Genomic DNA, 26,033 nt, shown 5'->3' with positions numbered 1-26,033 from the left:
TCAGGCTCCGAACGGGTCGGGGGTGAGCGTGTACTTCGTGGAGAGGTACTCGTGGATGCCCTCCAGCCCTCCCTCGCGGCCGAGCCCGGACTGCTTCACCCCGCCGAACGGCGCAGCCGCGTTGGAGACGACGCCGACGTTGAGGCCCATCATCCCCGTCTGCAGCCGCTCGATCATCCGCTGCCCGCGCGCGAGGTCCTTCGTGAAGACGTAGGAGACCAGCCCGAACTCCGTGTCGTTCGCGATCCGCACCGCCTCGTCCTCGTCGCGGAAGCGCACGATCGACAGCACGGGCCCGAAGATCTCCTCGCGCAGGATGTCGCTTCCTGCGGCGACATCGGTGACCACGGTCGGCTCGAAGAACGTGCCGGCACCCGGGATGCGCGAACCGCCGGCGAGCACCGTCGCGCCACGGGAGACCGCATCCTCGAGCAGCGTCGCGGCCTTGTCGACCGCATTCTGGTCGATCAGCGGCCCGATCGTGACGCCCTCCTCCGTGCCGCGGCCGACGCGCATCCCGCGCACCCGCTCCGCGACGCGCGACGCGAACTCGTCTGCGACCGACTCGTGCACGATGAACCGGTTGGCCGCCGTGCACGCCTCGCCGATGTTGCGGAACTTGGCGAGCATCGCACCGTCGACGGCCTTGTCGAGGTCGGCGTCCTCGAAGACGACGAACGGCGCGTTGCCGCCGAGCTCCATCGAGGTGCGCAGCACGTTCTGCGCCGACTGCTTCAGCAGAGACCGGCCGACCTCCGTCGACCCGGTGAACGACAGCTTCCGCAGCCGGGGGTCGGCGATGATCGGGCCGGACACCTTCCCTGACGTGGAGGTGGTGATCACGTTCACCACTCCGCCTGGCAGCCCGGCGTCCTCCAGGAGCTTCGCGAAGTACAGCGTGGTCAGCGGCGTGAGGGCGGCGGGCTTGACCACCACCGTGCATCCCGCGGCCAGAGCGGGGGCGATCTTGCGGGTCGCCATCGCCAGCGGGAAGTTCCACGGCGTGATGAGGAAGCACGGGCCGACCGGATGCTGCGAGACGATCATCCGCCCGGTGCCTTCCGGGCTGGTGGCGTACCGGCCGGAGATGCGCACGGCCTCCTCGCTGAACCAGCGCAGGAACTCCCCGCCGTACGTCACTTCGCCGCTCGCCTCGGCCAGCGGCTTGCCCATCTCCAGCGTCATCAGCAGCGCGAACTCGTCGCGGCGCTCCTGCAGCAGGTCGAACGCCTTCCGCAGGATCTCGCCCCGCACCCGAGGCGCGGTCGCCGCCCATGCGTCCGCGGCAGCGACCGCCGCATCCAGTGCTGCCGCGCCGTCCTCCTCCGAGGCGTCCGCGATGGTCTTGATGGTGTCCCCGGTTGCAGGGTCGGTGACCGCGATGGTCCTCCCCGATGTCCCATCCACCCACTCGCCGCCGATGTACAGCGTTCCCGGCACCTTCGCCAGCAGTTCCTGCTCGTTCATGTTCGCGTCTCCCATGTCGTCTCGGTCCTCATTCCGCTTCGATGCTCACTCCGCGGCCGTCTCCCGCTCGTCCACCGCCGCCAGCACGAGCGGCACGGCGCGATGGTCGATCTTCGTCGCCAGCGCGATCACCGTCGAGGTGCGCGTGATCCCCGGGTCGCTGACGATCCGGTCGATCACCCGTTGCAGGTCGGCGTTGGATCGCGCGACCGCGCGGATCATCAGGTCGCCTGCGCCCGTGATGGTGTGAACCTCGAGCACCTCGGGGATCTCGCTCAGGTGGGCGACGACGGTCACGTCCCTGTCGCCCTGCGCGATCTCCGCCGTCACGAACGCCGTCACCGGATAGCCGAGCCGCTCACTGTCGATGGTCGGCGCGAAGTCCTTGACCACGCCGGAGCGCTGCAGCCTGTCCAGCCGCGCCTGCACCGTGCCGCGGGCGACGCCGAGCCGCCTTGATGCCTCGAAGACGCCGAGCCGTGGCTCATCGGTGAGCAGTGCGATCAGCTCGGCATCCAGCTTGTCGATCGACATCCGGCCTCCTTCGGTCCTCGCACATCGTACGACCAGGATGCGCGAACACCTACACGCTGACGACGGCTCCCAGGAAGGGCAGAGCAGCCTGCTTGAAGGCGCGCGCGCTCAGCGTCGTGACGTGGTTTCTGCGCGGCAGCACGACCAGTTCGGCGCCGAGCGCTGCCGCCGCCTCTTCCCGCCCTTCTGTCACAGGATCGACGTCTCCGACGACCAGCATCGTCGGGACGCTCGACGCCAACGGCAGGGGATGCGCGGCCATCCCGGCCACGCACGCGGCAAGCGCCGTGGTGTCCACGCCCGGCGCCTGCCGCAGCGACGACAGGAGCGGGGCGAGCGGCGACTCAGGCGGCACGGACTCCGCACCGTCGAGCAGGGCGGAGCGGACCGCATCCACCCCCCAGCGGGCGAACTGCTCGACCGTGCCGATGCCGCCGACGACCACCCGGTGGATGCGCTCCGGTTCGATCCCGACGAGTGCGAGCGTCACCCAGCTCCCCATCGAGTATCCGACCACGTCCACACGGTCCAGGCCCTCCGCATCCAGGACGGCGAGCAGGTCGCCTGCCAGGAGCTGCGGAGAGTACGCGGATGGCTCGTGCGGCGCCGAGCTGCCGCCGTGCCCGCGCAGGTCGGGGACGATGGCGCCGCGGCCGGCTTCGGCGAGAGCGCGGATCCATCCCGTCGCCTCCCAGGTGAGGGCGCCCGTGGTGGCGAAGCCGTGGACGAGGAGCACGGGGTCGTCGCCAGCGTGGCGCTCGTATGCGATGCGCATCCCGTCGGCGGTGATGGCGGTGCGGGCGGTGCTCATGCGGTCAGTCCTCCGGCAGTTGCAGGCGCACGCGGCGCGCTGGCGCCTCCTCGACGGGCACGGTTCCGACGATACCCGCGGTGTCGTCGTCGACCGTGAACGTGATGAGTGATGCCCCCACCTCCAGCGACTCCCCCTCTGCCGCGTGGAACCGGGCGACAGTCCCCGCCTGCGGCGACGGCAGCTCGACCGCCGACTTCGTCGTCTCGACCTCGACCAGAGGAGCGTTCCGCTCGACGAAGTCCCCCTCGGCGACCAGCCACTCCAGCACGGTCGCCTCCTGCAGGCCCTCACCCAGATCGGGAAGGGCGAACGTGATCTCAGCCACGGCGGTACTCCAAGGTCTTCTGAACGGCTTCCAGGATGCGGTCGATGCTCGGCAGGTACTCGTCTTCGAGCACGGGAGACGGGTACGGGACGTCCCATCCCGTGACCCGCTGCACGGGCGCGCGCAGGTCGTCGAAGCAGCGTTCGGTGATCAGCGTGCTGACTTCCGCGCCGAGCCCGGCCGTGAGCGGAGCCTCGTGCACGACCACAGCGCGCCTGGTTCTGGCGACGGAGGCCGCGAGCCCGTCCGCGTCGATCGGCTTCAGCCAGCGCAGGTCGACCACCTCGATCTCCACACCGTCCTCCGCGCCGAGCTCTGCCGCCTGCAGGCAGCGGGCGACCATCGCGCCCCACGCCACGAGCGTCACGTGCTTGCCCTGCCTGACCACCCTGGATGCGCCGACCGGCAGCCGCTCGGACAGCTCGGCCTCGTCCATTGCGGCCTTGTGCCAGTAGCGCGACTTCGGTTCGAGGAAGATCACGGGGTCTGGATCGTCGATGGCCTGGCGGAGCAGCGTGTACGCCTCTGCCGGCGTCGATGGCGACACCACCTTGAGCCCTGGAACGTGCGCGAACAGCGCCTCCAGGCTCTCTCCGTGGTGCTCTGGCGCTCGGATGCCGCCGAAGCTGGGCAGCCGGAGCGTGATCGGCATCTTGAACGCGCCACGGCTGCGGTAGTGCATCCTGGCCACCTGGTTGACGATCTGGTCGATGGCCGGGTACGAGAACCCGTCGAACTGGATCTCCGGCACGGGACGCCAGCCCGCCATCGCGAGGCCGACCGCCATGCCCATGATCCCGGACTCGGCGAGCGTGGTGTCGAAGACGCGGTCGTCGCCGTACTTGGCGTTCAGACCGTCCGTGACGCGGAACACCCCGCCCAGCTTTCCGACGTCCTCGCCGAAGACGAGCGTGCGGTCGTCGGCTGCCAGGGCGTCGTCCAGTGCGCGGTTCAGCGCCCGCTGCATCGTGCTGACCTGAGCGATGACCTCAGCCATGTCGTGACTCCTCCCACGCCCTCTTCTGCCCGAGCAGCGCAGCAGGCGCGTCGGCGAACACGAAATCGAACATCTCCTCGCCCGGCCGGCCACCGAGCGCTGCGACGTCCGCGCGCACCCGCTCGGTGAGCGCGTTGGCGGTGTCGGACACCTCGGCGAAGAAGTCGTCGCCGACGGTTCCTGTCGCGCGCAGCCGCTCCTCGCAGAGCGAGAGAGGGTCGCGGGCGAGCCAGCTCTGCTCCTCGTCCAGGCTGCGATAGCGGCCTGGGTCGTCGGAGGTGGAGTGCGGGCCGAGCCGGTAGGTCATCGCCTCGATCACGGTCGGGCCTCCGCCATCACGGGCGCGGTCCAGGGCGTCGCGGGTGGCTTCGTACACGGCGACGACGTCGTTTCCGTCGATGCGCACCCCGTGCATCCCGTAGCCGGCCGCGCGCGCTGCGACAGAGCCGCCCGCGACCTGCTTGCTGGTCGGCACGGAGATCGCCCAGCCGTTGTTCTGACAGAAGAAGACGACGGGCAGCTGCGAGACGCCCGCGGTGTTCATGGCCTCGTGGATATCGCCCTGCGAGCTGGCGCCGTCGCCGAAGTAGGCGATAGCGCATCCACCGTTGCGGTCCAGTTTCGCGCCGAGCGCCCACCCGACGGCGTGCGTGACGGCCCCGCCGACCACGGCGTTGATCGGCGCGAGCCGCGCGGCGGCCGCATCCCACATGCCGCCGTGCCACGCCCCCTGGTGCGAAGCGAGGTATGCGACGGGGTCGACGCCCATCGTCACCGCGACGCCCAGCTCACGGTAGGTGGGAAAGGCGAAGTCGCGCGCCAGATCGAGGGCGGCGGCGCTGCCCACCTGGGCGGCCTCCTGCCCGCGCATCGGCGCGTAGCCGGGCACGATGCCCTGCCGCTGCATGGCGACGCCATCGAGGTCGAGCCGCCGCACGGTTACCATCGTGCGATACAGCCGCCGAAGAAGCGCGGCATCGTCGCCGCGCGCGCCCACGGCGCTCTCGGGAGTGGTCAAGGTCATGCCGCCACTCTCGCAGGGGCGGATACGGTGGGCAACACGCACAACGTGCGCTGCTCATCCTGTCCATTCCGACGGTGGATACAGCCTATCTGCTGCGCATTCTGTCCAGTCCCAGCGCGACGCGGGCGGCGGATTGCGCGTCAGTCCCGTCGCGTTGCCGGCAGCTCCTTTTCCCCGCCCCGTCGTTCCTCGTGCGACGCATCCCGCCAGAGCTTCGACGGCCACCAGATCGCGCGCCCGATGTCGTACGCCGCCGCCGGCACCAGCAGGGAGCGCACGATCACCGTGTCGAGCAGCACGCCGAACGCCACGATGAAGGCGATCTGCGCCAGGAACAGGATCGGGATCACGCCGAGCGCCGCGAACGTCGCCGCGAGCACGACGCCGGCCGAGGTGATGACGCTGCCGGTCACACCGAGGCCGCGGAGGATGCCCGGGCGCGTTCCGATGCGCAGGGACTCCTCCCGCACGCGCGTCATCAGGAAGATGTTGTAGTCCACCCCGAGCGCCACGAGGAAGACGAACCCGAACAGCGGGACGGCCGCATCCGCCCCGGGGAAGTGGAACACGTTGTTGAACACGAGCGCCGAGACGCCGAGCGCGGCCGCGTACGACAGCACCACGCTCGCGATGAGCAGCAGCGGCGCGAGGATCGAGCGGAGCAGCAGCATCAGGATCACCAGGATCACGGCGAGCACGATGGGGATGATCTTGGCCAGGTCGCTCTGGGCGGTGTCGTTGGTGTCGATGGCGATGGCCGTCACGCCGCCGACCAGCACGGACGGGTCGGTCTTCGGGAGGGTCTCGCGGAGGTCGCGGACCGTCTGCTCAGCGGCGGTGGAATCGGCCTCCGACGAGAGGGTCGCATTGATGAGGATGCGGCCGTCCTTGACGATCGGGTCAGGCGCAGGGCCGGTCTGCGCCGGCTGGTCCGGCCCTGTGACCGCGGCAGGTCGCACGTTCCCGGTGTAGAAGGACGCCGTCGCGATGCCGTCGGTCCCCTGCACCGCCGAGAGCACTGCGTCCTTTTCGCTCTCCTTCGCGACCACGAGGACAGGGCTGCCGGAGCCGGCGTCGAAGTGCTTCGCCACGATCTTCTGCCCGTCCGCGGCGTCCGACTGCGTGAGCACCAGGTCGGACTGCTGCACCCCGTTCGCCTTGAGCTGCGTCACTCCTGCCGCGCACGCGGCCAGCAGCACGAGCGCCACGATCCAGGTCGCCCTCGGCCGACGCGCGATGAGCGTGCCGACCCTGCGCCAGAGGCCGCCGATGCCTTCGAGCCCCGCGATGCGCACGCCATCGGCGTGCTTGTGCTCGGCCGGCCGCTCACCGACGAACTTCGGACGGAACGGCCAGAACGCCGCGCGGCCGAACGCGGCGAGCAGCATCGGCAGCAGTGTGAGCGCGGACAGCAGCGAGAACACGATGCCGATGGCTGCGATGGGGCCGAGGCTCTTGTTCGAGTTGAGGTCGGAGAACAGCAGGCACAGCAGCGCCAGGATCACCGTCGCGCCGGAAGCGGCGATCGGCTCCCACGCGGCGCGCCAGGCGCGTCCGATGGCCGCCCACCGGGACTCGACGTGCTCGAGCGACTCCCGGTACCTGGCGACGAGCAGCAGCGAGTAGTCGGTGGCCGCGCCGATCACCAGGATCGAGAGGATGCCCTGGCTCTGCCCGCTGAGCTTGATCCAGCCCCACAGCGCGAACAGGTAGACGACCAGGATCGCCGCGCACAGCGCGAAGATCGACGTGAACAGCACCAGGAACGGCAGAACCAGCGACCGGTAGACCAGCAGCAGGATCACGAACACCGCACCGACGGCCACCAGCAGCAGGATGCCGTCGATGCCTCCGAAGGCGTTGACCAGATCGGCCGTGAGACCGGCGGGGCCCGTCACCCAGCCCTGGGTGCCGTCCGGGAGATTGTCCGCGACGACGGTTCGCAACTCCGCGACGACCGTCTTGACGTTGTCCGAGTCCGCGATCGGCACGATGAACTCGACAGCCTTGCCGTCCTCCGAGGGGATCGGTCCCGCGACGCTGGTCTGCGCATCCCCCTCCGGTTGCTGCACGCCGTCGACCTGGCCGAGCTTCACTCCGAGGGCGGCGTAGTCCTGGAGCGACGACGACGGGATGCTGGTGTCCGACTGCACGACGACGATGGCGGGGATCGCGTTCGAGTCGGTGAACTTCTTCTGCCAGTCCTGCACCTCGGTGGACTCTGCGCTGGCGGGCAGGAAGGCGGCCTGGCCGTTCTCGGACACCGAGGAGAGCTTGCCGAAGGTCGGGCCGCCGACACCGGCGGCGATCAGCCAGATCACGATGACGACGGCGGGCAGCACGATCCGTAGCCAGCGGGCCGGAGTCCAGTCGGATCGGGTTTTCATCTGCGCCTCCGAGATTAGCTAGCCAAGGTAGTAATCAGCTTAGCGCGCATATCGGGAGGAGCGCCAGCGCCTGCGGATGCCGCGCCGCGCAGGTGCACCGCTGCCCGTCGTGTCCGCGTTCCCGCCGCCCGGTCAGCGGGAGACGATCAGCTCCGCGCCAGCGTGCGCCAGCTCTGCCAGCGCCGTCTCCGACGACTCCGGCGCGACCCCCGCCACCAGGTCGGTGATGACGCGGACGCGCTGACCGTGACCCAGCGCATCCAATGCAGACGCGCGCACGCAGTAGTCGGTCGCGATGCCGACCACGTCGATCTGGTCGATGCCGTGCTCGTCGAGCAGGTTGTGCACGCTCGAACCGGCCTCGGTGCGGCCTTCGAAGATCGAGTACGCCGGTACACCCTGGCCCTTGCGGATGTGGAAGGTCACCGCCGACGTGTCGAGGGCCGGGTGGTAGTCGGCCCCTGTGGTGCCAGCGACGCAGTGCCGCGGCCAGGTGTGCACGAAGTCGGGGGCCGCGTCCGTGGCGAAGTGTCCGCCGTTGTCGTTGTCTGCGTCGTGCCAGTCACGGCTCGCGAAGATCGCCGCATACTCGCCGGAGTGAGCGGCGAGGTAGCCGCTGATGCCGGCGGCGACCGCTGCTCCCCCCTCGACTCCGAGTGCCCCGCCCTCTGTGAAGTCGTTCTGCACGTCGATGATGAACAGGGCCTTGCCCATGGTCGCCTCCGTTACTGGTTGGAGAGATTGCCGCCGCACGTGTAGAAGCCGGTGACGAGCGTGTCGATCGCCTGCTTGGCATTGTCTCCCACATTGCCGAGAGCGAACACGGCGAAGGTCAGCGGGGTGCCGTCCGCCGCGTTCACGATCCCGGACAGGGTGTACCCGTTGTCGATCCAGCCCGTCTTCGCGAGCACGGCTCCGCGGGCGGCCGCGTTCGCACCGGTGAACCGGTTGTAGCCGGGCCCAAGCGTTCCCGACTGGCCGGCGACGGGCAGGCCGTCGTAGACGACGCCGAGGCCGTTCTGCTTGTTGAGCACCTTGATGAAGAGCTGCGTGAGGTAGGACGGCGGTACGGCGTTGTCCGCGCTCAGACCGGATCCGTCCGCGATGTGGATGCCCGTGGTGTCGATCCCGTACGGCTTCAAAGCGGCGAGCACCCCCGCGTTCTCCGCATCGAAGGTGTTGCCCGCGCCCGTCTTGATCGCGACGAGTCTGGCGAGCTCCTCCATGATCGTGTTGTCGGAGACGCGCATCGCCTGGTCGATCAGCGTCGTGACCGGCTGCGACTGCACCGCCGCGATCTGCTGCGCGCCTGCGGGGGCCGTGCCTGCCGTCACGGGGACGTTGGTGCCGAGGTACTGCTGGAAGTACTGCACGGCACGCCCGACGGGGTCGGTGCTGCGCGGAGACTCGACAGCGGTCGGGTCGTCGCGGTCGCCGTCGACCTGCAGGGCGGTGATGTACGACGTCGAACCCTCGACAACGCGCTCCTCCTGCTCGTCCCAGCTCGGCTGCCAGACCGGGCCGCCGAACAGCGACGTGTCCGTGACGATCGACGTGATCGGCTGGCCGCCCATCGCCTGCGTCACCTGGTTCGCGAGATCCTGGATCTTCGGGGCGCCGGTGTAGAAGGATGCCTGGCCGTCCGGGAGGCGCGAAAGCGTGACGTCCCCGCCTCCGACGATCACGATCTGGCCGGGCACGCTCCCCTTCACCACCGTGGTCGACACCCGGTAGTCAGGGCCGAGCACCTGCAGGGCTGCGGCGGAGGTGAGGGTCTTGAGCACGCTCGCGGTAGGGCCTGGCTTGCCGCCGTTGCGGTCGAACAGGACCTCGCCGGTGCGCGCATCCACCACTTGGGCTTCGAGGTTCCCGAGCCGGCCGTCCTGCGACAGGCCGGCGACGGAGCAGGTGCGCACCCTGGCGGCTGCCGGCTGGTTGGCCGGGACGGGGCGCACGGGGTCCGCGGTCTTGGTGGGCGTCGGCGTCGGTGTCGCGCTGGCGCTGTGGGTCGGAACCGCTGCTGCCTCGGCGGGCGAGCCGACGGTCGCGCCAAGAGCGACCGAGCCTGCACCGAGGATGACGAACGCCGCGGAGGCGCCGGCGATGATCCACGCCTTCGGGTGCCTCCTGATGGCCGTCAGGACGCCTCCGAGCCCGGCGCCGAGTGCGGCGCCTGCTCCTGCACCAGCCCCTTTTCGCTCCTCCGACCGGCGCGCGGCGCGGGTCGACGAGGTCGCGGGCTCGCTCGTGTCGAGGGAGTCCGTCTGGGGGACGATGGTGGCGGGGGTGTCGGTCGAGTCAGGCTCAGAGCCGTTCGACATGCCAGTATCGGGCGTGTCCGATTCGCGCATCCGGGTATATTACCTGCGTTTTCTGGGAGCGCGAACGGGCTCGGTCGTCGCATCCCGGATCGGCGCTTCCTGCGCCCCATGCGCCGGCCGCGCAGGAGGGGACGTCGCGATCGCCCTGCCGACCCGCTGCGACAGCAGCATCGACGGTCGTTCGATCGCGCGATAGAAGCCCTCTGCCGCAACCAGGATCAGCGGAACGGCGGCGAGCGCCAGGAACAGCCACGGCACCCACGCGTCGGCTCCGGTGAGCAGGGCGGCGGCCACCAGGATCGGCTCGTGGATGAGGTAGATGCTGAATGAGCGCGTGCCCGCCCACTGCACGGGCCGCGTCTCCAGCGCCCTCCGCGCAGGCGATTCCAGGGCGACGACCACCACCCCGGCGACACCGACGAGGCTCACAGCGGCGAGCGCCGCCGCTACGGGTGTGTATGCGGGACCCGTCGGCACCAGGCTGGGTGCGATCAGCAGCAGCAACGCGCCGGCGATCCACGGCCACCAGCTCCGGATGCGCGCGGCGAGGTCTGCGATCGTGTCCCGTCGTGTCGCGATGATCATCCCGATGCCGAACACGGGCAGGTACTGCAGCATCCCGCCGGTCAGCCACGATTGCGGCAGCGCGTCGATCACCGCGGGGAAGCGCGCGATCGCCGACAGAGCGATCAGGAGCGCGATGCCGCCGAGCCACCAGTCGTGCACCCGGGCGACCCTGAGCAGCAGATACATGACCGGCAGGAGCAGCGAGAACCACACCTCCCACGTCAGCGACCACAGCGGGCTGTCCAGGTTGGAGGTGCCGAGCACCAGCACGAGGTCGTGCCAGACGGCGGAGAACGTCGGAGCGACGTGTGTGGCCAACCAGCTACCGCCCGTCGACGGGTCGCGCGGCACGGCGACGGCGAGCAGGAGAGCGAACGCCACCGCTCCCCACACCGGGATGTAGAGCCGGAGGATGCGTCGCGCGTAGTACGCCAGGATGCTACGCGGATTCTGCCGGTGCGTGAGCAGCGGGAGGGTGAGGACGAATCCGGACAGCACGAAGAAGATCAGCACGGCCTCGTGCCCCGGCATCATCAGGCGGAACGGCGTGCGGAACAGCCACCACTCCGGCGTCAGCGGCGCCGGGTCCGTCCTCTCGACGTAGAGCACGGAGACAGCGGGCACGACGAGCAGCGAGTGGTACAGCACGACGGACAGCGCCGCCACACCTCGCAGCCCGTCGAGCGATCGGTAGCGGCGTCCATGCGCCCCCGCCGACCCACTCCGATCAGTGCCTTCTCCCGACATCGTCTCGTGCATTCTGTGCGCCCTCCACGCCCGTCAGTCCATCTGCCTGTGCCGGGGCTGCGTGCGGTGCCTCTGCTCTGCCGGTCCCCTCCGCCGCAGACGCCGTGTCGGTTACGGCACGACGGACACCAGATAGTTGTCGAACTTCGCCCTCACCGGCGTGAGCGTCGCCGCGCCGGACAGGTAGGTGCGCAGCCCGACGGAACCGGTGGCCTGGAGGGTGGCCGTCGTGTCGGTCACGCTCGCCTGCCATGCGGCCGGTTCGGCCTGGATGGCAGGCCACAGCTTGGCCCGCACGGTGGTCGGCGATGTGCCGAACACCTGCACACGTAGGGTGAGCTGCTGCCCCGCCGTATATGTGAGGCCGCTGACAGGCACGGCCTGGAGCGTGTTCCCACCCTGCAGCAGTTGCACCTGCACGGCCCCGCTCCCGCTGATCCACGCTCGACCCTCGTAGCCGATGGATCCCACCTGCCGCCCGATGGCCGAGACGAAGATCCCGCCGCCGGACGACGCGACGTCGGTGGTGAACGTGACCGCGGTGTCTGTGCGGTTCGACGACACCGCGTTCAGCGTCTCCGTCTTGGTGACGCCGGCGGGATCGACCATCTGGCCGGTGCCAGAGCCGACCGCGTATGCAGACGCATCACCGGCTCCCGCCCACGTCCCGCCGACCTCCGCGGATCCCCAGCCGGTCGCGACCGACCGTTCGAACGCATCCCTGGCCACCGTGGTGCTGGCGGTCGCCGTCACGGTGACCGGCTTGGATGTGGTGGCCTGGCCACCGCGGTTGTCGGTGACTTTCAGCGTGATCGTGTACGTGCCCGCTGCGGCATATGTGTGCCCGGCGGTCGCGCCCGTCGCTGTTCCTCCGTCGCCGAACGTCCAGGCCCACGCGGCGACCGAGCCGTCAGGATCACTGGATGCGCTCCCGTCGACGGACACGGACAGCCCATCCGGTGTCGCCACGAACGAAGCTACCGGGTTCTGGTTCGCTCCTCCGCCGGCGATGGTGACGGTGTTGCCCGCTCGGTTGATCTGGTTGCCGTCCGGGTCGGTCACATACAGGGTGTAAGTGTGCTGGCTGCCGCCCGCGAGCCCGGTGTCGGTGAAGCTCATGGCCGGCCGGTTCCAGAAGGTCGAGAGCTGATTGGCCTGGTAGACCGGGCTGGCGGTGTTGCCATCGCGGACCAGCTTGTAGTTCAGGTTGGTGTTGTCCTGGTCGTAGGTCGACGTCCAGGTGACCTTGGCCTGCCCGGCCGTCGGCGAGGTCGCGTTCGGCGCGAGTGCCGTGTTGTTGTTCGGTCCGACGTTGCTGCGCACGACGCTGTCGAAGGCGAAACGGGTGAGGCCGTACTGCGCGACGCCGTTCACGAACGGGAACTCGCCGCCGACGACGAGATACTGACTGTTGCCCGCCAGGCTCCACGCGGCCTGGCCCTGGCCGGTGAACGACCCCGTCACGTAGTCGGGGAACCAGTTGAGCTGCGACGGGGACGGCTGCCCTGAGAAGTTGAAGTAGCTGCGGTTGCCGTCGTTCGTGAGCGTGCCCGTCCGCGCCTTCGAGAACGCGATGGAGTGGTGGAAGGTGCGCGGGTTGGTCTCGGGGAAGCCGCCGACGTTGCGGCAGTCGTGGGGGTGACCCACCGCGTACAATGCGTCGCCGAGCGGATAGACGTTGTACGTGTCGCCGTGGCAGTCCTCCAGCCAGATCAACGCTCCGGTGTTCGCGTCAGCGGCGAAGCTGCCCTCCAGGTTGCCGCCCGATCCGAACACGTAGCCGGCGCCGTACACCCTGTCCGAGGTGGCGACGAGAGTGGTGATGCCCGCCTGGGTGCCCGCATCCCGCACCACGGAGTTGGCGGGGAACGGCAGGTTCGCGCCGGTCGTGCCGTTCAGCATGGCGAGGCCGTAGTGGGAGCTGCCGTTCATGTTCTGGAACCGGCCGCCCGCGTACAGCTTGGTGCCGTCCGGGCTGACGGCGAGCGCATCCACGACGTAGTCTGCGCTCGCGGCGAACGTCGTCATCAATGCCCCGTTGGATGCGTTGATCTCGGCGATGTAGCCACGGGAGGCGCCGTTGACGCTCGAGAACGTCCCGCCGGCGTAGACGGCGGTGTTGGTCGCGGCGAGGGCGCGCACCTGGCTCTCCATGATCGGCCGGAACGAGCTGACGATCTGGCCCGTTGCGGTGCTGATGGCGACGATGCGGTAGTAGTTTCCACCGCCTGCCGTGGTGAAATCGCCTCCGACGTACACGCGGGAGCCGTCCGGCGTGGCCGCGATCGCCAGCGCCTGAGCATTCAGCGGAACGTTGAAGGTGGAGATGAGGGCGCCGGTGGCGACGTTGTACGCGAGCAGATTGCTGCGCGGCGTCGTGTTGGACCCGGCCGGCGCCCCGGCTGGACGTGCCGTGGTGAACTTGCCTGCCACGTAGACCGTGTTCCCTACGACGACCTGCGCCCACGCGACACCGTCGATCTGCGTGGTGGGCAGCGCCTGCGCGCTGACCGTCGGCGGAGTGGCCGGGTTGGCTGGATTCGGCGGCATGGTGTCTGCGCTGGCGGGGCCGGCGATGGCCAGCCCGCCGAAGACGAGACCGATGGCCGTCGCGATGGACGCGGCGACGCCGACCCCACGGTACGTGGATGTGCGGAACAAGCTCATGACAACCTCGACAGGCGAGTGGGCACCTGGTGTGGTGCGGGATGCGCCCCTGCGGCTGTGCGGTTCCGGTTCCCGTTCCCTGTCCCGGACTCGGATCCCGGACTGCGGGTGCTGTGCGTCACAGGCCTCTGGCGCGTGTGGAGTTTCGGGTTCGCGCTGCGGCCCGCTCCCGCACACGGCGGTCGCGGATTCCGTCCACGAGTCCGGCTGACAACAGTCCTGCCGAACCTGAATGATGCTCAACTTCTGACCAGAGTACGCCGGAGACAGGGCAGTCGACCCCGTGCTGGCACGGATTTCTTGCACAGTCTGGCACGGAAAAAGCCCCGTCCGGAGACGGGGCTGGTGGAGCCGCCCAAGGGAATCGAACCCTTGACCTTCTCATTACGAGTGAGAAGTCGTTCCTAACTCGTGCTATATTTTCCTTATGGAACGGGACATCCGCAGCAACACGCGGAAGTCAAGTTGCATGCCAGCGCATGCAAGGACATGCGCAGGGCTAACAAAATGGCTATAGTGCCAAAAGAAAGAGGGCTCCGGATGGTCTAAATCCGAAGCCCAGCTCCACCCCCTTATGCAGAAGGAGAAGGAACGTGAACGAGTTTACTCGCCCATACCGAAGAAGACGTAACCACACCCATGTCGGAGTTATCGCGGGCGACCTCTGGTCAGCCCATGCCAGAAGACTTCTTCAATGATGAAGGGATCAAGACAATGGGGTTGGGAAAGCGGATGAGTGAGAGCCCTGTTCGGCGCGGCCGGACGGGGCTCTCCCCATGCAAACGGAACACAACGCGCGTCGGTTACGGCGCCTACATCGAGAGTTAGGATCACCAACATGCGCATCCCGGTAGCGTTTGAAGATGTCAATGTTGATGATTGGGTCGTTGTCCGAGGCCGCCGCGTCCCGCAGCGGATCGAATCATTCGGCAGGATGGTTGCCTTCGATCAGGACAATCGTCCCCAATCCGCACCGGTCGTCTACCTTGTGACAGCATCGGGCAAGAGGTCGTGGGCCTGGGTTTCCGAAGTCATCGGCAAGACCAATGGCTAGTGTCACCCCGCGTACGAAGGGTAGTGGTTCTGTCTACTTCCGCGAGTCTGACCAGCGTTGGTGTGCAAGCATCAGTATCGCCACCCCCTCCGGACGTTCACGCCCCGTACGCACCGCGAAAACCGAGAAAGAAGCGGTCGCGAAACTCAAAGAGATGCGCCGCGAACTCGAACAAAACGGAACCATCGCAACCAACACACTCTCCGTCGAAGCGTGGTTGAACAAATGGTTCACCGAGAAAGTGAAAACGCTGCGCCCGAAACCGGCGAAGAACTGGGCTGGCATGATCCGCAACCACATCATCCCCGCCATCGGCAAGGCGCGTCTCGAGAAGCTCACACCGGCTGATGTGCGACGGCTAAATGATGATGTGCGCGCCAAGGGGTTAGCGCCATCCACCGCGCTGCTCGCACACCGCATCCTGTCGGTCGCTCTCCGAGACGCCGTACGTGAAGGACTCATCGGCAGGAACGTCGCAACACTCACAGACGCCCCCCGGAAGGGCCGACCCTCGCTCACCGTACTGTCAGCCGCACACGGCCTGAAAGTACTCCAAACGGTGCAGGACGACCGGCTAGGGTCACGGTGGGCTGCCGCCCTACTCACCGGCGCCCGACAAGGTGAAACGATCGGCCTCGAAATCGAACGCGTCACCGACACACTCGACCTGTCGTGGCAGTTGCAGCAACTCACCTGGGACCACGGATGCGGCGGAAAATGCGGCAGGAAACGCGCATCCGAATGCCCCGACCGACTCATGGACTTCCCCGACGACTTCGAATACCGGCACCTGCAAGGGTCGATCTGGTTGACCCGCCCCAAATCGGACAGCGGGTGGCGGATCATCCCCCTGGTCGAACCGTTGCGGTCATTCATCGAACTGCGCATCAGCACAGCAGTCACCGAACCCAACCCACACGGGCTTGTATGGACCGCCGACCCCAAACGCGACAAACGCGGCAACCTGCTCCCCCTCGACGGTGCACCCATCCAACCCAGCCACGACAACAAAGCCTGGCATGCTGTCCTCGCCCGCGCCGGCGTACCCGACGCACGCCTCCACGACGCACGCCACACAACCGCGTCACTCCTTTTAAAGGCAGGCGTTCCCGAACGGGTCATCATGGAGATCCTCGGACACAACTCGTACGCCGTCACCATGAAGTATCAGCACGTGGATAAGGCGCAACTGTCGCGGGCGATGGAAGACCTGTCTGCACGGTTCGAGTTGGAGGAGTAACCGTACCGCCGGTACGAAACCGGTCGAAAGTTTGCACGTTTCAAACCTGACACGCCCCCAATTATGGGGGCGTGTTTCGTTGAGAGAACCCTCAACTATTCAGAAAACGTTGAAAACACGCGGAAGTACGAACCCTGTCCGCTGGTATCTCGACATCAAGAGGTGTAGCGACTGTCCTACCCCCGCCTTACTATCCCTGTATCAGTTCACAGCAACATAGGGGTGGTAATGGCGAGACTGGCCTTCACAATCAAACAAGCCGCAGAGGCAACATGCGTCAACGAGGACGACATCGTGAAGGCAATCAGCTCCGGCGAACTAACCTCGCGCGTCATCCGCGACAAAGCGGTCATCCTCAAACCGGACCTCGAAGCATGGCTGCTCGAATGGCCGTGCTGGCAGGCTCAACCCAACTTGCGGGCCGTGGACTCAGCGTCCGCTTCAACAAGCGTGTCAATGAAGCTCAGCCCCAGCGCCTGACAAATATCGTCCAGCAACTCCAAATCGAACTGTTTCTGACCCGATAACAGTTTCGACATCTGCGGTCGGGACACATTCACCGACGCCGCCAAATTCGTTACTGACACGTTGTCGCGCGCAATTTTGGCGCGCAAAATGGCCGCAAGCTCCCGTGTGAGCGCCCCCGGTTCAGCCTTGCTAGCTCCTGGCATGGAACAATTTTCACACATATAGAACGAATTTCGCAATTATGCTTGCGTCCGTTCCATTTCAGTGTCATGATTTCCATATGGAACGGCACACCGGCAGAAGAACCGCTATCGCAGCGGAGGTAAGGGCTGAACTCGCACGCCAACGAAAGACCAAAAAGTCTCTCGCTGAAGCGACGGGTATCAGCCCTTACACGTTGACGCGGAGACTCGCCGGCGAAAAACCGTTCCTCGCAGAAGAACTCCAAGACATTGTTGTCTTCCTTGAACTGCCCATGCAGGACTTCCTCGACAGAGTTGAGGCCCACGCATGAACACCCCCAACCTGACCCCACGGCCGCAGCCTCTCGCATACTCGATCGCAGGCGCCGCCGAAGCCACCGGATACTCGGAACGGGTCATCAACGACCTGTGCGCGCGCGGTGATTTGACCCGCAGGTACGCGAACCGTAAACCGGTCATCCTCGCCACCGACATTGAAGCGTGGCTGAACTCACTCCCCTACGAGCCGCCCCACTAGGCGACCCGCTCCAAGGTCCACACATCGGTCATGCCCGGTTCGTTGCCGGGGTGGATCACTGCGCCCATTTTCGGGGCGTCGCAACTAAACAGCTCCGTTTCCTGCCCCGTTGACTCGCGGCGCTCAAGGGGAACGGTCATAACTCCACAGAGATTCAGCTGGATTGGCTTAGCGGGCGTCGTGAGTTGGCGCCTGATCGGCTGGTCGGATTGTCCCCGCTATGAGCGGGAAGGCTCTAGGGAGCGTGTAAGTGGGCGTGGTGACCATGTGTCACGGGGTCCCATCGTTGACGAGCGGCCTGATGGAACGTCGTAAGCGGGTCTTGCACCCCAGCGTTGAAGGGCCAAATGGGTCGGTAGCTCAGTGGCAGAGCAAAGGGCAGCACCCCGGGCCGCGTAAGCGGGCTGTATCCCTGGTCGGAGGTTCGAATCCTCCCCGATCCACTCCGGAGGCCGCCTGGTGGAACAGGTATACACGCGTGATTCAAAATCACGTGCCGTAAGGCGTGAGGGTTCGAACCCCTCGGCGGCCACAAGAACGGGCGTCGGCGAACCGGGCCACAGGGTGGAATCTGGGCGACCTTGCGGCTTGCTCCCCATCTCTCGCTCACCCGGCGTCCGTTCTGTACGGCTCTTGCCAGGGCATGGCAGCAATCAAATGCGGGCGGAGACGCCTACCCGTTCGAACTCGGGTCAGGGCCACCAACAGAAAGGAACCAATCATGGACGCCGCCGCACTCGACCACCTACAGGTTGGTCACTCAGACACCATGCACACGGAGTCGTGGCGCATCGGTGAGGTTGCCCGTATCGAACAGTCTTTGGAGGGGTGCGCAGCTCATGGCCGCATCGACTGACGAACTGGTTGACATCATCCTCGACGTCGACCTGAACAAAGAACCCGCGTGTGAGGGAAGCGAACACCCCGCGGGCACAGAAGGTCACGATGGTGGCCCTGCCCGGTGGCTTCTAGTGTCGCCGTGCGGCTGCCCACCGTTCCTCCTCTGTCATGGGCGGGCGCTTGTGCACCGCATGATGCCACTTGCGTTATGTGGCGCATGCGGATCGTTCTTCCCATCATCCGACATCAAATTTATCGAACTGTAAAGGAGTCATCATGTACACGCTCACCGCACCCCGGGCTGGCGACATCGGCGAGGAAAAGAAGATCGTCGAGTCGGAGCCCGTCGAGATTCCGTCGACCGTTCCCGCCGAAGAACCAGTACCGGCGTGAAGACATGGCATCGCAGAGTTCCATTCCGGAACAGTTCGATAGTCGCGGGTTCGTGGCCGGCGTGTTCCGTGGGGCAAGATCCTTCCTCATCAACCAGAACGGGTTCCTGACGGGAGTGGTCTTCAAGCAGGTGTGGACTCCGGGAGTGAATGTGGCGGAGTGCCGTCACCAACCACCCCCAGCGTCCTTCTACCTGCCGCCGTACACGCAACCCGAATACCACCACCTGCCCGAGGGGCACGGCATGGACGTGTGCCGTCACGGTTTCTATGCATACGCGGAAGCCAGCGACGACTACCACTATCCGGGCCGCGTGTCCGGGGTGATTGAGGGTTGGGGCAAAGAGGTCATGTTGGGGACGCGCGGGTTCCGCGCGTCCCTGGCACGAATTGTCGCCTTGTGCATTTCCGAGGTGAAGATCGCGGACCGTGACCGTACCGCGTTGGTGGCGCACAACTATCCGGATGTTCCCATGTTCAACACGTTTGACGACATGTTGGCTGAGTTCCCACCTGAGATTGGAGAGAACCTCTGATGGCTGATCCGTGCCGAGTTTGTGAGTACTACGCGAGCCGTCATGAGTATTGGGTGCCTGCGCGCGTCCGGCTTGATGCGGCCGAGGAAGCCATTGACGCTGCCCTGTTTCAGCTCGCCGGACATCCGGCGTTGTACCCGCGGGCTTTGATCATCGAAACGTTGCGCAAATATCGGGAAGGGACCGTTCGTGTATATCGAGGCAACTGATTTGGCTGGTGCAACACTGTCACCGTCGCAAGTTGAGCAGGATCGTGAAGCTGCACGGATCGCGGCTGGTGCTGCTGACCGGCAGGTTGTGCGGTTCGCTGGCAGCCCCGCCGAACTGGGCATGCTCCGGGCAATGCTCTTCGGAGAGATGCGCTCATGACCCCGGATGAGCAGGATTACGGCTCGCGGAAGTCGCGTGTGCCGTCGCTGATCATCACCCTGGTTTTGGGTGCCGGTTTGCTGGTGTTGATCGCCGGACTCATGGGACACGTCGCATGACAGAGACGGCTAAGGCGGCAATGCGCGGCAGACGTCATGCGATCCGGCCCGACTCGAACCTGCCCTGGTCGTATTGCGGATACCGGGTGACGTGGGATCTGCGGAGCGACGTTGATCCTGACTGTAAGTGGTGCCGGGATCGGCTGGGGCTGGACGCGCAGGCGCCCCATGACTGAAATTGCCGTTTTCTCGTGCACTGTGTGTCCGTTCGATGGTGATGCCGAGTTCACTGACAACCCGGAACTTGTGTTGCCGTTGACGTGGATATGCCCGAGTTGTGGGTGGGTGCATCGTGGCGAGTTTGAACAAGACGGATACGACATCGAATGGGAGGACTACACGTGAACTGGGCCATCTATCAAGGCGATCTGCCTATCGCGTGGGCATCGAACGACGCTGACGCTGACGACATTGTTGAAGCGTTGTCCGCACATTACTCACATCTGCGGTTCTATGCACGGGAGGTAGAGGGATGACCATTCACACCCCGCGGCATCATTTGTCGCATACGCAACTGTTGGGCCGGATGGCTGTGACCGCATGGGTTGCAGCCATCATCCTTTTCGGTGCGGCAGCAGTGTCGGGTAGTAGTGGTGCGGGTGTGACGGCGCTGATCCTGGTCGCGGTTGGTGCGGTCCTGTCACACAAAGCAGACGCATCATGAACGACCTGGAAACCCTCTACTTCACGGTCGAGGGCACACCGGTACCGCAGGGTTCGCATGCCGTGTCGCGTTTCGGCCGCATCTACGAGTCGAACAAGAAGTTGGCACCGTGGCGCAAAACGGTCACCGCCGCCGCTGTTGACGCGTTATCCGGTCGCGAAGGTTTCGATGAGGCCGTGTACGTGCTACTCGACTTCTGGCTACCACGACCCAAAACGGTGAAACGTGTGCACCCAACCACCCGGCCCGATGTGGACAAGCTCTCCCGCGCTGTCCTGGATGCGTTGACTGCGGCAAGGGTTTGGACTGATGACAGCCTGGTTTTGTCGCTGCATGCAGTCAAGAAATATGCGGATGAAGGCGCGGGGGTCGACGTAAAGGTAAGGCGGCTAGCGTGAACGAAGAATGGCGAGCGATCCCCGGGCTCGAGGGGTACTACGAAGCAAGTTCCGCCGGGCGGATCAGGTCAGTGTCCCGCGCCTGGAAGAACTCCGAGAAGATCCGACCTGGTCGGACGCTGGCCGCCCGGCCGTCCCGCAGCGGGCACATGAGAGTCCAGATATGTGTCGATGGTTCCGAGACCACCTGGCTAGTACACAGGCTCGTGCTCCTGGCTTTCGTCGGCGCGCCACCAGCCGGTACCGAGGGCTGCCACAACAACGGCGACCCCGCAGACAACCGCATCGAGAACTTGCGGTGGGACACGCATGCCGCGAATGCCCGGGACGCACTATCCCACGGCACGCACGAGAACGCCAGGAAAAAGCAGTGCCCATCCGGGCACGACTACACCCCTCAAAACACCTACTACAACGCCGGCCGAAAATGCCGGACATGTAACCGACTGCGCGCCAGCGAGAACAAGGCAAAGGCGTCTGGCGTTGACATCAAGATCCGGAGACTCGCATGACCCAGGCACGAAGCATTCACGCCGCAGCGGCGTTACTCAAACTCAACCCGCACGGAACGGAAGTGAACGCCATCTTCGAATTCGCGGACGAACTTAGTGACCTTCTCTATTACATCGCCACCGAGGATCAGGCGTGGAAGATACGCGACCGCGCTGAGGCCGTCTCCATCAAGCTGACCGGGCTGAAGGATGTCTGATACGCGTTGGCGGGTGCGTCCGACGAACTGGGACGACGACCAGCACGCCTACTACCACCACCAGTTCGTGGCCGTAAAGAACTCGGCCAAGTTGTTCGGCGACACGATCGGTGAAGTTCACGACCTGATCGCATTCCACGAAGGAGAACGACCATGACTGATGAGCCGTTGGACACAGATGCGACCGGTGAACGGTACATCAACGCGGCAGACGATAAGGAGGACCGATGCTGTCCTCCGAGGTAATCGCGGCATTGCGGGTCGCACATCGAAATGCTGCGATGGTCACCGAGCTGACGATCAAAGACGAAACGGCCATTTCCTCCCTCGATCCCGAGGTTAGGGAACCGAGCACGCGCAGGATCGATGCCCTCATGTTCGAGACGCTGCAACGTACCGCTATCGAAGTCAAGGTGTCCGTCGCCGATGCTCGGCGCGAATCGTGGGCAAAGGTCCGGCCGTGGGCGCTGGTGACTCATCGGTTCGTGTACGCGGTCCCCGCTGGGCTACTTGAGCGCCCCCCTGTTTACGGTGCTGGTCTTTGGTGGATTCACGAGAACGGAACGGTTGAGGTGCGGAGAAAAGCGACAATCAACCGCTACCCCGAACCGCTTCCTCAGGGCGTAATTCAGACGTTGGCGTACCGGGCATCTGGGCGTCGCAACAGCTACGACGCGGGGGTGGACGATGCCGCCAAACCTTGAGGGTGTTGTCCACGATCTGCCGGATGCTGAGTACCATGCGCATCCGGCTTTGTCGTCTACGGGTGCACGGATGCTGCTACCTGAGTACAAGGGTTCACCAAGGAAGTTCCAGTACGCGCAAACACACCGCCGCGACACCGTTGCTTTTGATATTGGAACGGCGACGCACTCGAAAGTTCTGGGCATCGGTTCACGAATCGTCATCTACCCGAAAGAACACCTGACACCATCTGGCGCAGTTTCCACGAAGAAGGAGACGGTCGCATGGGAGCAGGAGCAACGCGCGAACGGGCTCGTACCCATCGGTGCAGCAGACGCGCGCAGGGTTGACGGGATGGCCGAAGCTGTCCTCAAACACCCGACTGCCGGCCCGATCCTCGAATGGGCGACCGGACGTGAAGTGTCCGTGTTCGCCGAGATTGATGGTGTGCCGGTTCGCGCACGGTTCGACGCACTCTCGAGTGATGGCGCCGCGGTTGACCTGAAAACAACCGACGATGCAACACCGTCCGGGTTTGCTAAGTCGGTTGCCAAGTGGGGTTACGACGTGCAGGAAGCTTGGTATGACGACGTACACGACGCAGCAACCGGTGTACCACTTGGCGCCTTCTACTTCATCGTTGTCGAGAAGTCCGCCCCGTACGAGGTGGCTGTGCACCGTCTCCCCGAACTGTGGGTCGAAATGGGTCGCACGAAAGCGGCCGAAGCACGACGCATCTACCGCGAATGCGTAGAGACAGGCGTGTGGCCCGGGTACGACACCGACGTGCAGTTCCTCGACCCGCCCGCATGGATGGTTTACGACCACGAAGCACGATACGAAGAAGAGATCAGGATCTGATGAATGACCGAAAACCCCCGTGGGCGTGGTCATCTGTGGACGACCCGAACCCCTACTACCCCAAATGCGACCGCTGTGATGCGTTCGCACGTTGGTCGATAGGCGAGTTTGAGGACGATCACCCCGAGCGGCTTGCTCCGATCATCCGGTATTTCGCTTGCGGAAGACATATAGCCGCCGCGCTCACTGGTGCCAACTGGACGTTGGACGCACTGATGATCTATGACCTGACCTATCCACCAGAAAGGGGCTGATCAAATTGGACATTTCAACAACGATCCAGCCGAACAGCCAGCAGGTGAACGCAGACGATCTCGTCACCCCGGTCACCGTCACCATCACCAACGTGGAAGCCGGAACGTCCGAGCAGCCCGTGTTCCTACACGTCACCGAGTTCCCGGGCCGTACGTACAGGCCCGGTAAGTCGATGAGAAGGGTCCTGGTGCACGCTTGGGGACCGGAAGCTTCGGTATACATCGGCCGGCAGCTCACCCTGTACAACGACACGTCAATCCGGTTCGGCAAGGACGTGACCGGCGGGATCAGGATCTCGCACATGTCACACATTGACAAGCCGTTGACGATGCCGCTGACGGTGACTCGTGGCAAACGCGCCCCGTACACGGTCGAACCTCTCGCCGCCGCACCATCAGCACCGTCTGTTGACGTGCAGGAATGGGTTGACGTGTTCGACGCAGCAACCACGATCGCCCAACTCGCTGCCGCATGGGACGACGCCAAACAATCCGGCGTCGCAACCATCCCCGAAATCGTTGCCGCGAAAGACCGGAAGAAAGCCGAACTCGCATGAAAACCGCACTCGACCTGCTGGTACGCGACGAAACGAACTGGGAAGAACACGCAGCCTGCAAAAACAGGGACACCGAACTGTTCTTCCAACCACTCGGCACATCCGAAACCGAGAAAGCGAAACGAGTCTGCGCGACCTGCCCAGTGAAACGCCAATGCCTGACAGACGCTCTCCAATACTCCGACAGTGAAGACTTCGGCGTACTCGGCGGGCTAGACGAAAAGCAACGATCACGCCTCCGACGTGCAGGTGCAGCATGAACCACGACAGGTTCGCGCTCGGAGCGCCCGTCTACTACCGATACGACCCCCGCGAAGCCGTAATCACCGGATACATTCGCGGCAAATACGTCATCGAATACGCAGACGGAACCACCAAACAACACGTCGGCACGTCACTAAGACACATCGAACTGCCATTACGTGGCGACGAACTCCTAGACGAAATCCAGTTCCTACTGGACCAGGGCGAATCACCGCTGATCGTTCCGCAGCTCGTGGAACGTTCACCAGAAGTGGTGATGCGGATGGCGCGACAATACCGGCGCCCAACAATCACTGCAGCGTTCGTCGCGTCCGGGGAGGCCGAGTACGACCGGAAAAGGATGCGGCTATGACAACACCCATACGCCATCCAACACTCGGCTGGGTACTCCAAAACGCGGACGGCACATACGAACCACTCGCACCAGCCGAACAAGCCGAATGGGACGTCCTCGAACGAACACTGAAGGAGGTGACATGAGTGCCCTGGTTCAAGGTGGATGACGGATTCCACGGCCATCCGAAAGTAGTCGAACTGTCGCTAACCGCCGTAGGCCTATGGGCGCTCTGCGGGTCGTGGTGCGCCAAATATCTAACCGACGGCTACGTGCCCGCCAAAACGGTGTCACGCCTCGGCGGAGACACCCGCCACGCACAAGAATTGGTGTCCGCGGACCTCTGGTTGGATGCTCCGGCCGGCTACCAGTTCAAGGATTGGGAAGACTACCAGCCCTTGAAAACAGCGGTAGAGGCAGAGCGCGCCGCTGCTCAGGAGCGGATGCGGAAGGTGCGTGCGGCGAAGAAAGGTGTTACGCCGAACGTTCGCCTGAACATCGACGGAACTTCGGAAGAAGTTCGGGTAACCCCATCCCAGTCCCATCCCAGTCCCGACCTAACACCTAAAGGTGTTAGAGCTGCTAACCGCGGCACCCGGATACCAGACAACTTCGAGGTCACACCCGACATGGTGATTTGGGCCAGAGAAAACACGCCGCTGGTGAACGGGAAACGATCCACGGACAAGTTCGTCAACCACTACACGTCGGCGACCAAGAACGCGACCCGCATTGATTGGGTTCGCACGTGGAAGAACTGGTTGCTGTCCGATCAGGAGCGTGCCGAGAAGACTCAGCCGCGCCGGTCGAAGGAGGACCAGATCGTGGACGTGCTCGAACAGGGACGCATGTTGGCTGAACAAGACGAACGGAAATCAATCGCATGAATATTCAGGAGACTGCTGCGGTTCTCGCGAAGATCAAGATCGGCGACAACCGGGAAATCGACTCAAAAGGCATCGTCCTCCGCGAATGGCATCAAGAGATCGGCCACCTCGACTACCAAGACGCGCTCGAAGCCGTGGTCATGCATCGACGTGAGTCGACCGAGTACTTGCAGGCCGGCCACATTGTGGCGAACGTGGCACGCATTCGACGGCAGCGCGAACGGGATGAGCGGGTTGCGAATCCGAGGCAGATTGAACCGCCGAAGATCACCCTGGACCGGGCAGAGTTCGACCGGCTCACCCGTGTGGCGTTGGAACAGGCGCGGGCTGAGCGGAGGTACACGAATGAGATCACCGGACGTGCTGCCCTGTGACACGGCGTTTGAAATGTTCCTTGCCACGGTGACCGTGGATGACCTGTCCGAGTACGAGAAGAACCTTTACCGGCATCACCGGTACGAACAACTGAAAGCGAGCTAACCATGGCCATTGTGAAGATCAAGGATGCAACCGTGACCCGTGTGAACTCGAAAGGGTACGGGGTGAAAGTTACCGAGTCGAACGAGTCGAACGGGAAAAGGTACAAAACCCAGTACACGCTCTGGTTCAAGGAACCGCACGGGCTGTCTGAGGGTGATGTGGTGTCTGTTGATGGGTTCCTGGGCGCGAAGGTGGGGGAGCCGTGGGAGGACCGTGACGGCAACCAGCGGGTGTCAGTGGAGCTGTCGGTGAACAACCCGAAATTGGATGGGTATCCGAAGGCGCCGGTTGAGGAACAGTGGGCGGCACCAACCAACAACGACGAAACGCCTTTTTGATGTACGAATCCAGCA

General features: G+C 64.9%; 31 protein-coding genes and 2 tRNA genes. 21 read left to right on the top strand and 12 right to left on the bottom strand.

The features are described 5' to 3' along the window. From ASE16_RS03700 to ASE16_RS03650, 11 genes are all read right to left on the bottom strand, one after another. Entirely contained in the window at positions 1–1,467 is a 1,467-nt protein-coding gene (locus tag ASE16_RS03700; RefSeq protein WP_055891570.1) for an NAD-dependent succinate-semialdehyde dehydrogenase, read from the bottom strand. A 45-nt stretch (positions 1,468–1,512) separates the two neighbouring features. Next, positions 1,513–2,001, bottom strand: a complete 489-nt coding sequence (locus tag ASE16_RS03695) for an Lrp/AsnC family transcriptional regulator (protein ID WP_055890659.1) — start codon at positions 1,999–2,001, stop codon at positions 1,513–1,515. Positions 2,002–2,050: 49 nt separating this feature from the next. Then, positions 2,051–2,812: an alpha/beta fold hydrolase gene (locus ASE16_RS03690; protein WP_235500327.1), complete on the bottom strand. Its 762-nt coding sequence runs from the start codon at positions 2,810–2,812 to the stop codon at positions 2,051–2,053. A 4-nt stretch (positions 2,813–2,816) separates the two neighbouring features. Beyond that, entirely contained in the window at positions 2,817–3,140 is a 324-nt protein-coding gene (locus ASE16_RS03685; RefSeq protein ID WP_055890657.1) for a biotin/lipoyl-containing protein, read from the bottom strand. Further along, complete coding sequence (locus ASE16_RS03680; RefSeq protein WP_055890654.1) at positions 3,133–4,137, bottom strand: alpha-ketoacid dehydrogenase subunit beta; 1,005 nt, start codon at positions 4,135–4,137, stop codon at positions 3,133–3,135. Before ASE16_RS03680 ends, ASE16_RS03685 begins: the two co-directional genes overlap by 8 nt. After that, positions 4,130–5,161, bottom strand: coding sequence for a thiamine pyrophosphate-dependent enzyme (locus ASE16_RS03675; RefSeq protein WP_055890652.1), 1,032 nt, complete (start codon positions 5,159–5,161; stop codon positions 4,130–4,132). Before ASE16_RS03675 ends, ASE16_RS03680 begins: the two co-directional genes overlap by 8 nt. Before the next feature lie 140 nt (positions 5,162–5,301). Then, positions 5,302–7,548, bottom strand: coding sequence for an MMPL family transporter (locus tag ASE16_RS03670; protein WP_055890650.1), 2,247 nt, complete (start codon positions 7,546–7,548; stop codon positions 5,302–5,304). 132 nt (positions 7,549–7,680) lie between these two features. Then, entirely contained in the window at positions 7,681–8,262 is a 582-nt protein-coding gene (locus ASE16_RS03665) for an isochorismatase family protein (RefSeq protein ID WP_055890649.1), read from the bottom strand. Positions 8,263–8,273: 11 nt separating this feature from the next. Then, on the bottom strand, positions 8,274–9,899 hold the full coding sequence (gene dacB / locus ASE16_RS03660; RefSeq protein ID WP_055890647.1) for a D-alanyl-D-alanine carboxypeptidase/D-alanyl-D-alanine-endopeptidase: 1,626 nt from the start codon (positions 9,897–9,899) through the stop codon (positions 8,274–8,276). A gap of 9 nt (positions 9,900–9,908) precedes the next feature. Then, a complete protein-coding gene (locus ASE16_RS03655) occupies positions 9,909–11,183 on the bottom strand; it encodes an acyltransferase family protein (protein WP_268765785.1) in 1,275 nt (424 codons plus the stop codon). Positions 11,184–11,294: 111 nt separating this feature from the next. After that, positions 11,295–13,850 (bottom strand): PKD domain-containing protein, encoded by a 2,556-nt coding sequence (locus tag ASE16_RS03650; protein ID WP_055890644.1) that lies wholly within the window; start codon positions 13,848–13,850, stop codon positions 11,295–11,297. Positions 13,851–14,688: 838 nt separating this feature from the next. On the opposite strand from ASE16_RS03650, the gene ASE16_RS19705 reads away from it, so the two are divergent. Together ASE16_RS19705 and ASE16_RS19355 are read left to right on the top strand one after the other, a co-directional pair. After that, positions 14,689–14,904, top strand: coding sequence for a hypothetical protein (locus ASE16_RS19705; protein ID WP_157480090.1), 216 nt, complete (start codon positions 14,689–14,691; stop codon positions 14,902–14,904). Continuing rightward, the gene (locus tag ASE16_RS19355) at positions 14,897–16,144 is read left to right on the top strand and encodes a tyrosine-type recombinase/integrase (protein WP_082581207.1); all 1,248 of its coding nucleotides are present in this window, start codon (positions 14,897–14,899) and stop codon (positions 16,142–16,144) included. Before ASE16_RS19705 ends, ASE16_RS19355 begins: the two co-directional genes overlap by 8 nt. A 404-nt stretch (positions 16,145–16,548) precedes the next feature. Here the strand turns inward: ASE16_RS19355 and ASE16_RS19350 are convergent, their stop codons facing one another. After that, complete coding sequence (locus ASE16_RS19350; RefSeq protein WP_162255965.1) at positions 16,549–16,815, bottom strand: helix-turn-helix domain-containing protein; 267 nt, start codon at positions 16,813–16,815, stop codon at positions 16,549–16,551. A 77-nt stretch (positions 16,816–16,892) separates the two neighbouring features. Here ASE16_RS19350 and ASE16_RS19700 point away from each other — a divergent pair, with 77 nt between their 5' ends. The 19 genes from ASE16_RS19700 to ASE16_RS03580 all read left to right on the top strand — a co-directional run bounded on the left by ASE16_RS19700 (position 16,893) and on the right by ASE16_RS03580 (position 26,018). Beyond that, on the top strand, positions 16,893–17,126 hold the full coding sequence (locus ASE16_RS19700) for a helix-turn-helix domain-containing protein (protein WP_157480086.1): 234 nt from the start codon (positions 16,893–16,895) through the stop codon (positions 17,124–17,126). Next, complete coding sequence (locus ASE16_RS03630; protein ID WP_055890638.1) at positions 17,123–17,332, top strand: hypothetical protein; 210 nt, start codon at positions 17,123–17,125, stop codon at positions 17,330–17,332. The genes ASE16_RS19700 and ASE16_RS03630 overlap by 4 nt, the downstream gene beginning before the upstream one ends. A 349-nt stretch (positions 17,333–17,681) precedes the next feature. Next, a tRNA-OTHER gene (locus ASE16_RS03625) sits at positions 17,682–17,775 on the top strand. A gap of 7 nt (positions 17,776–17,782) precedes the next feature. Continuing rightward, a tRNA-Leu gene (locus ASE16_RS03620) sits at positions 17,783–17,864 on the top strand. Positions 17,865–18,569: 705 nt separating this feature from the next. After that, a complete protein-coding gene (locus ASE16_RS03615) occupies positions 18,570–19,100 on the top strand; it encodes a hypothetical protein (protein ID WP_055890636.1) in 531 nt (176 codons plus the stop codon). A gap of 365 nt (positions 19,101–19,465) precedes the next feature. Next, positions 19,466–19,588 carry a hypothetical protein gene (locus ASE16_RS20240; protein ID WP_268765780.1) on the top strand — a complete coding sequence of 41 codons (123 nt, stop codon included), beginning with the start codon at positions 19,466–19,468 and terminating at the stop codon, positions 19,586–19,588. Positions 19,589–20,060: 472 nt separating this feature from the next. After that, a complete protein-coding gene (locus tag ASE16_RS19695) occupies positions 20,061–20,252 on the top strand; it encodes a hypothetical protein (protein ID WP_157480084.1) in 192 nt (63 codons plus the stop codon). Then, positions 20,249–20,650, top strand: a complete 402-nt coding sequence (locus ASE16_RS19345; protein WP_082581205.1) for a RusA family crossover junction endodeoxyribonuclease — start codon at positions 20,249–20,251, stop codon at positions 20,648–20,650. Before ASE16_RS19695 ends, ASE16_RS19345 begins: the two co-directional genes overlap by 4 nt. Then, positions 20,647–21,162, top strand: coding sequence for an NUMOD4 motif-containing HNH endonuclease (locus ASE16_RS19340; RefSeq protein WP_082581204.1), 516 nt, complete (start codon positions 20,647–20,649; stop codon positions 21,160–21,162). Before ASE16_RS19345 ends, ASE16_RS19340 begins: the two co-directional genes overlap by 4 nt. After that, positions 21,159–21,359 carry a hypothetical protein gene (locus ASE16_RS19690; protein ID WP_157480082.1) on the top strand — a complete coding sequence of 67 codons (201 nt, stop codon included), beginning with the start codon at positions 21,159–21,161 and terminating at the stop codon, positions 21,357–21,359. Before ASE16_RS19340 ends, ASE16_RS19690 begins: the two co-directional genes overlap by 4 nt. Further along, positions 21,352–21,516 carry a hypothetical protein gene (locus ASE16_RS19685; RefSeq protein WP_157480080.1) on the top strand — a complete coding sequence of 55 codons (165 nt, stop codon included), beginning with the start codon at positions 21,352–21,354 and terminating at the stop codon, positions 21,514–21,516. Before ASE16_RS19690 ends, ASE16_RS19685 begins: the two co-directional genes overlap by 8 nt. 70 nt (positions 21,517–21,586) lie before the next feature. Beyond that, positions 21,587–22,063, top strand: coding sequence for a hypothetical protein (locus tag ASE16_RS03610; protein ID WP_082581203.1), 477 nt, complete (start codon positions 21,587–21,589; stop codon positions 22,061–22,063). Further along, entirely contained in the window at positions 22,047–22,904 is an 858-nt protein-coding gene (locus tag ASE16_RS19335; protein ID WP_082581202.1) for a PD-(D/E)XK nuclease-like domain-containing protein, read from the top strand. Before ASE16_RS03610 ends, ASE16_RS19335 begins: the two co-directional genes overlap by 17 nt. Positions 22,905–23,163: 259 nt before the next feature. Beyond that, positions 23,164–23,715, top strand: coding sequence for a hypothetical protein (locus tag ASE16_RS03600; RefSeq protein ID WP_157480078.1), 552 nt, complete (start codon positions 23,164–23,166; stop codon positions 23,713–23,715). Next, on the top strand, positions 23,712–23,975 hold the full coding sequence (locus ASE16_RS19330; protein ID WP_082581201.1) for a WhiB family transcriptional regulator: 264 nt from the start codon (positions 23,712–23,714) through the stop codon (positions 23,973–23,975). The genes ASE16_RS03600 and ASE16_RS19330 overlap by 4 nt, the downstream gene beginning before the upstream one ends. Beyond that, the gene (locus tag ASE16_RS03595) at positions 23,972–24,331 is read left to right on the top strand and encodes a hypothetical protein (RefSeq protein ID WP_055890628.1); all 360 of its coding nucleotides are present in this window, start codon (positions 23,972–23,974) and stop codon (positions 24,329–24,331) included. Before ASE16_RS19330 ends, ASE16_RS03595 begins: the two co-directional genes overlap by 4 nt. Before the next feature lie 128 nt (positions 24,332–24,459). After that, positions 24,460–25,200 (top strand): hypothetical protein, encoded by a 741-nt coding sequence (locus ASE16_RS19680; RefSeq protein ID WP_157480076.1) that lies wholly within the window; start codon positions 24,460–24,462, stop codon positions 25,198–25,200. Then, positions 25,197–25,574, top strand: coding sequence for a hypothetical protein (locus ASE16_RS03585; RefSeq protein ID WP_055890625.1), 378 nt, complete (start codon positions 25,197–25,199; stop codon positions 25,572–25,574). Before ASE16_RS19680 ends, ASE16_RS03585 begins: the two co-directional genes overlap by 4 nt. A 108-nt stretch (positions 25,575–25,682) precedes the next feature. Continuing rightward, positions 25,683–26,018 (top strand): hypothetical protein, encoded by a 336-nt coding sequence (locus ASE16_RS03580; RefSeq protein ID WP_055890623.1) that lies wholly within the window; start codon positions 25,683–25,685, stop codon positions 26,016–26,018. Positions 26,019–26,033 lie beyond the last annotated feature (15 nt).

The sequence above is a fragment of the Leifsonia sp. Root227 genome (genome assembly GCF_001428745.1).
GTDB lineage: Bacteria > Actinomycetota > Actinomycetes > Actinomycetales > Microbacteriaceae > Leifsonia.
This window is presented reverse-complemented; position numbering and strand designations above follow the sequence as displayed.

What these genes read in the sequence shown, in the direction of transcription:
- ASE16_RS03700 (WP_055891570.1), bottom strand. Translation starts at nt 1,467, where the DNA reads ATGAACGAGCAGGAACTGCTGGCGAAGGTGCCGGGAACGCTGTACATC.
- ASE16_RS03695 (WP_055890659.1), bottom strand. Translation starts at nt 2,001, where the DNA reads ATGTCGATCGACAAGCTGGATGCCGAGCTGATCGCACTGCTCACCGAT.
- ASE16_RS03690 (WP_235500327.1), bottom strand. Translation starts at nt 2,812, where the DNA reads ATGAGCACCGCCCGCACCGCCATCACCGCCGACGGGATGCGCATCGCA.
- ASE16_RS03680 (WP_055890654.1), bottom strand. Translation starts at nt 4,137, where the DNA reads ATGGCTGAGGTCATCGCTCAGGTCAGCACGATGCAGCGGGCGCTGAAC.
- ASE16_RS03675 (WP_055890652.1), bottom strand. Translation starts at nt 5,161, where the DNA reads ATGACCTTGACCACTCCCGAGAGCGCCGTGGGCGCGCGCGGCGACGAT.
- ASE16_RS03670 (WP_055890650.1), bottom strand. Translation starts at nt 7,548, where the DNA reads ATGAAAACCCGATCCGACTGGACTCCGGCCCGCTGGCTACGGATCGTG.
- ASE16_RS03665 (WP_055890649.1), bottom strand. Translation starts at nt 8,262, where the DNA reads ATGGGCAAGGCCCTGTTCATCATCGACGTGCAGAACGACTTCACAGAG.
- dacB (WP_055890647.1), bottom strand. Translation starts at nt 9,899, where the DNA reads ATGCGCGAATCGGACACGCCCGATACTGGCATGTCGAACGGCTCTGAG.
- ASE16_RS03655 (WP_268765785.1), bottom strand. Translation starts at nt 11,183, where the DNA reads ATGTCGGGAGAAGGCACTGATCGGAGTGGGTCGGCGGGGGCGCATGGA.
- ASE16_RS03650 (WP_055890644.1), bottom strand. Translation starts at nt 13,850, where the DNA reads ATGAGCTTGTTCCGCACATCCACGTACCGTGGGGTCGGCGTCGCCGCG.
- ASE16_RS19705 (WP_157480090.1), top strand. Translation starts at nt 14,689, where the DNA reads ATGCGCATCCCGGTAGCGTTTGAAGATGTCAATGTTGATGATTGGGTC.
- ASE16_RS19355 (WP_082581207.1), top strand. Translation starts at nt 14,897, where the DNA reads ATGGCTAGTGTCACCCCGCGTACGAAGGGTAGTGGTTCTGTCTACTTC.
- ASE16_RS19350 (WP_162255965.1), bottom strand. Translation starts at nt 16,815, where the DNA reads ATGCCAGGAGCTAGCAAGGCTGAACCGGGGGCGCTCACACGGGAGCTT.
- ASE16_RS19700 (WP_157480086.1), top strand. Translation starts at nt 16,893, where the DNA reads ATGGAACGGCACACCGGCAGAAGAACCGCTATCGCAGCGGAGGTAAGG.
- ASE16_RS03630 (WP_055890638.1), top strand. Translation starts at nt 17,123, where the DNA reads ATGAACACCCCCAACCTGACCCCACGGCCGCAGCCTCTCGCATACTCG.
- ASE16_RS03615 (WP_055890636.1), top strand. Translation starts at nt 18,570, where the DNA reads ATGGCATCGCAGAGTTCCATTCCGGAACAGTTCGATAGTCGCGGGTTC.
- ASE16_RS20240 (WP_268765780.1), top strand. Translation starts at nt 19,466, where the DNA reads ATGACCCCGGATGAGCAGGATTACGGCTCGCGGAAGTCGCGTGTGCCG.
- ASE16_RS19695 (WP_157480084.1), top strand. Translation starts at nt 20,061, where the DNA reads ATGACCATTCACACCCCGCGGCATCATTTGTCGCATACGCAACTGTTG.
- ASE16_RS19345 (WP_082581205.1), top strand. Translation starts at nt 20,249, where the DNA reads ATGAACGACCTGGAAACCCTCTACTTCACGGTCGAGGGCACACCGGTA.
- ASE16_RS19690 (WP_157480082.1), top strand. Translation starts at nt 21,159, where the DNA reads ATGACCCAGGCACGAAGCATTCACGCCGCAGCGGCGTTACTCAAACTC.
- ASE16_RS19685 (WP_157480080.1), top strand. Translation starts at nt 21,352, where the DNA reads ATGTCTGATACGCGTTGGCGGGTGCGTCCGACGAACTGGGACGACGAC.
- ASE16_RS03610 (WP_082581203.1), top strand. Translation starts at nt 21,587, where the DNA reads ATGCTGTCCTCCGAGGTAATCGCGGCATTGCGGGTCGCACATCGAAAT.
- ASE16_RS19335 (WP_082581202.1), top strand. Translation starts at nt 22,047, where the DNA reads ATGCCGCCAAACCTTGAGGGTGTTGTCCACGATCTGCCGGATGCTGAG.
- ASE16_RS19330 (WP_082581201.1), top strand. Translation starts at nt 23,712, where the DNA reads ATGAAAACCGCACTCGACCTGCTGGTACGCGACGAAACGAACTGGGAA.
- ASE16_RS03595 (WP_055890628.1), top strand. Translation starts at nt 23,972, where the DNA reads ATGAACCACGACAGGTTCGCGCTCGGAGCGCCCGTCTACTACCGATAC.
- ASE16_RS03585 (WP_055890625.1), top strand. Translation starts at nt 25,197, where the DNA reads ATGAATATTCAGGAGACTGCTGCGGTTCTCGCGAAGATCAAGATCGGC.
- ASE16_RS03580 (WP_055890623.1), top strand. Translation starts at nt 25,683, where the DNA reads ATGGCCATTGTGAAGATCAAGGATGCAACCGTGACCCGTGTGAACTCG.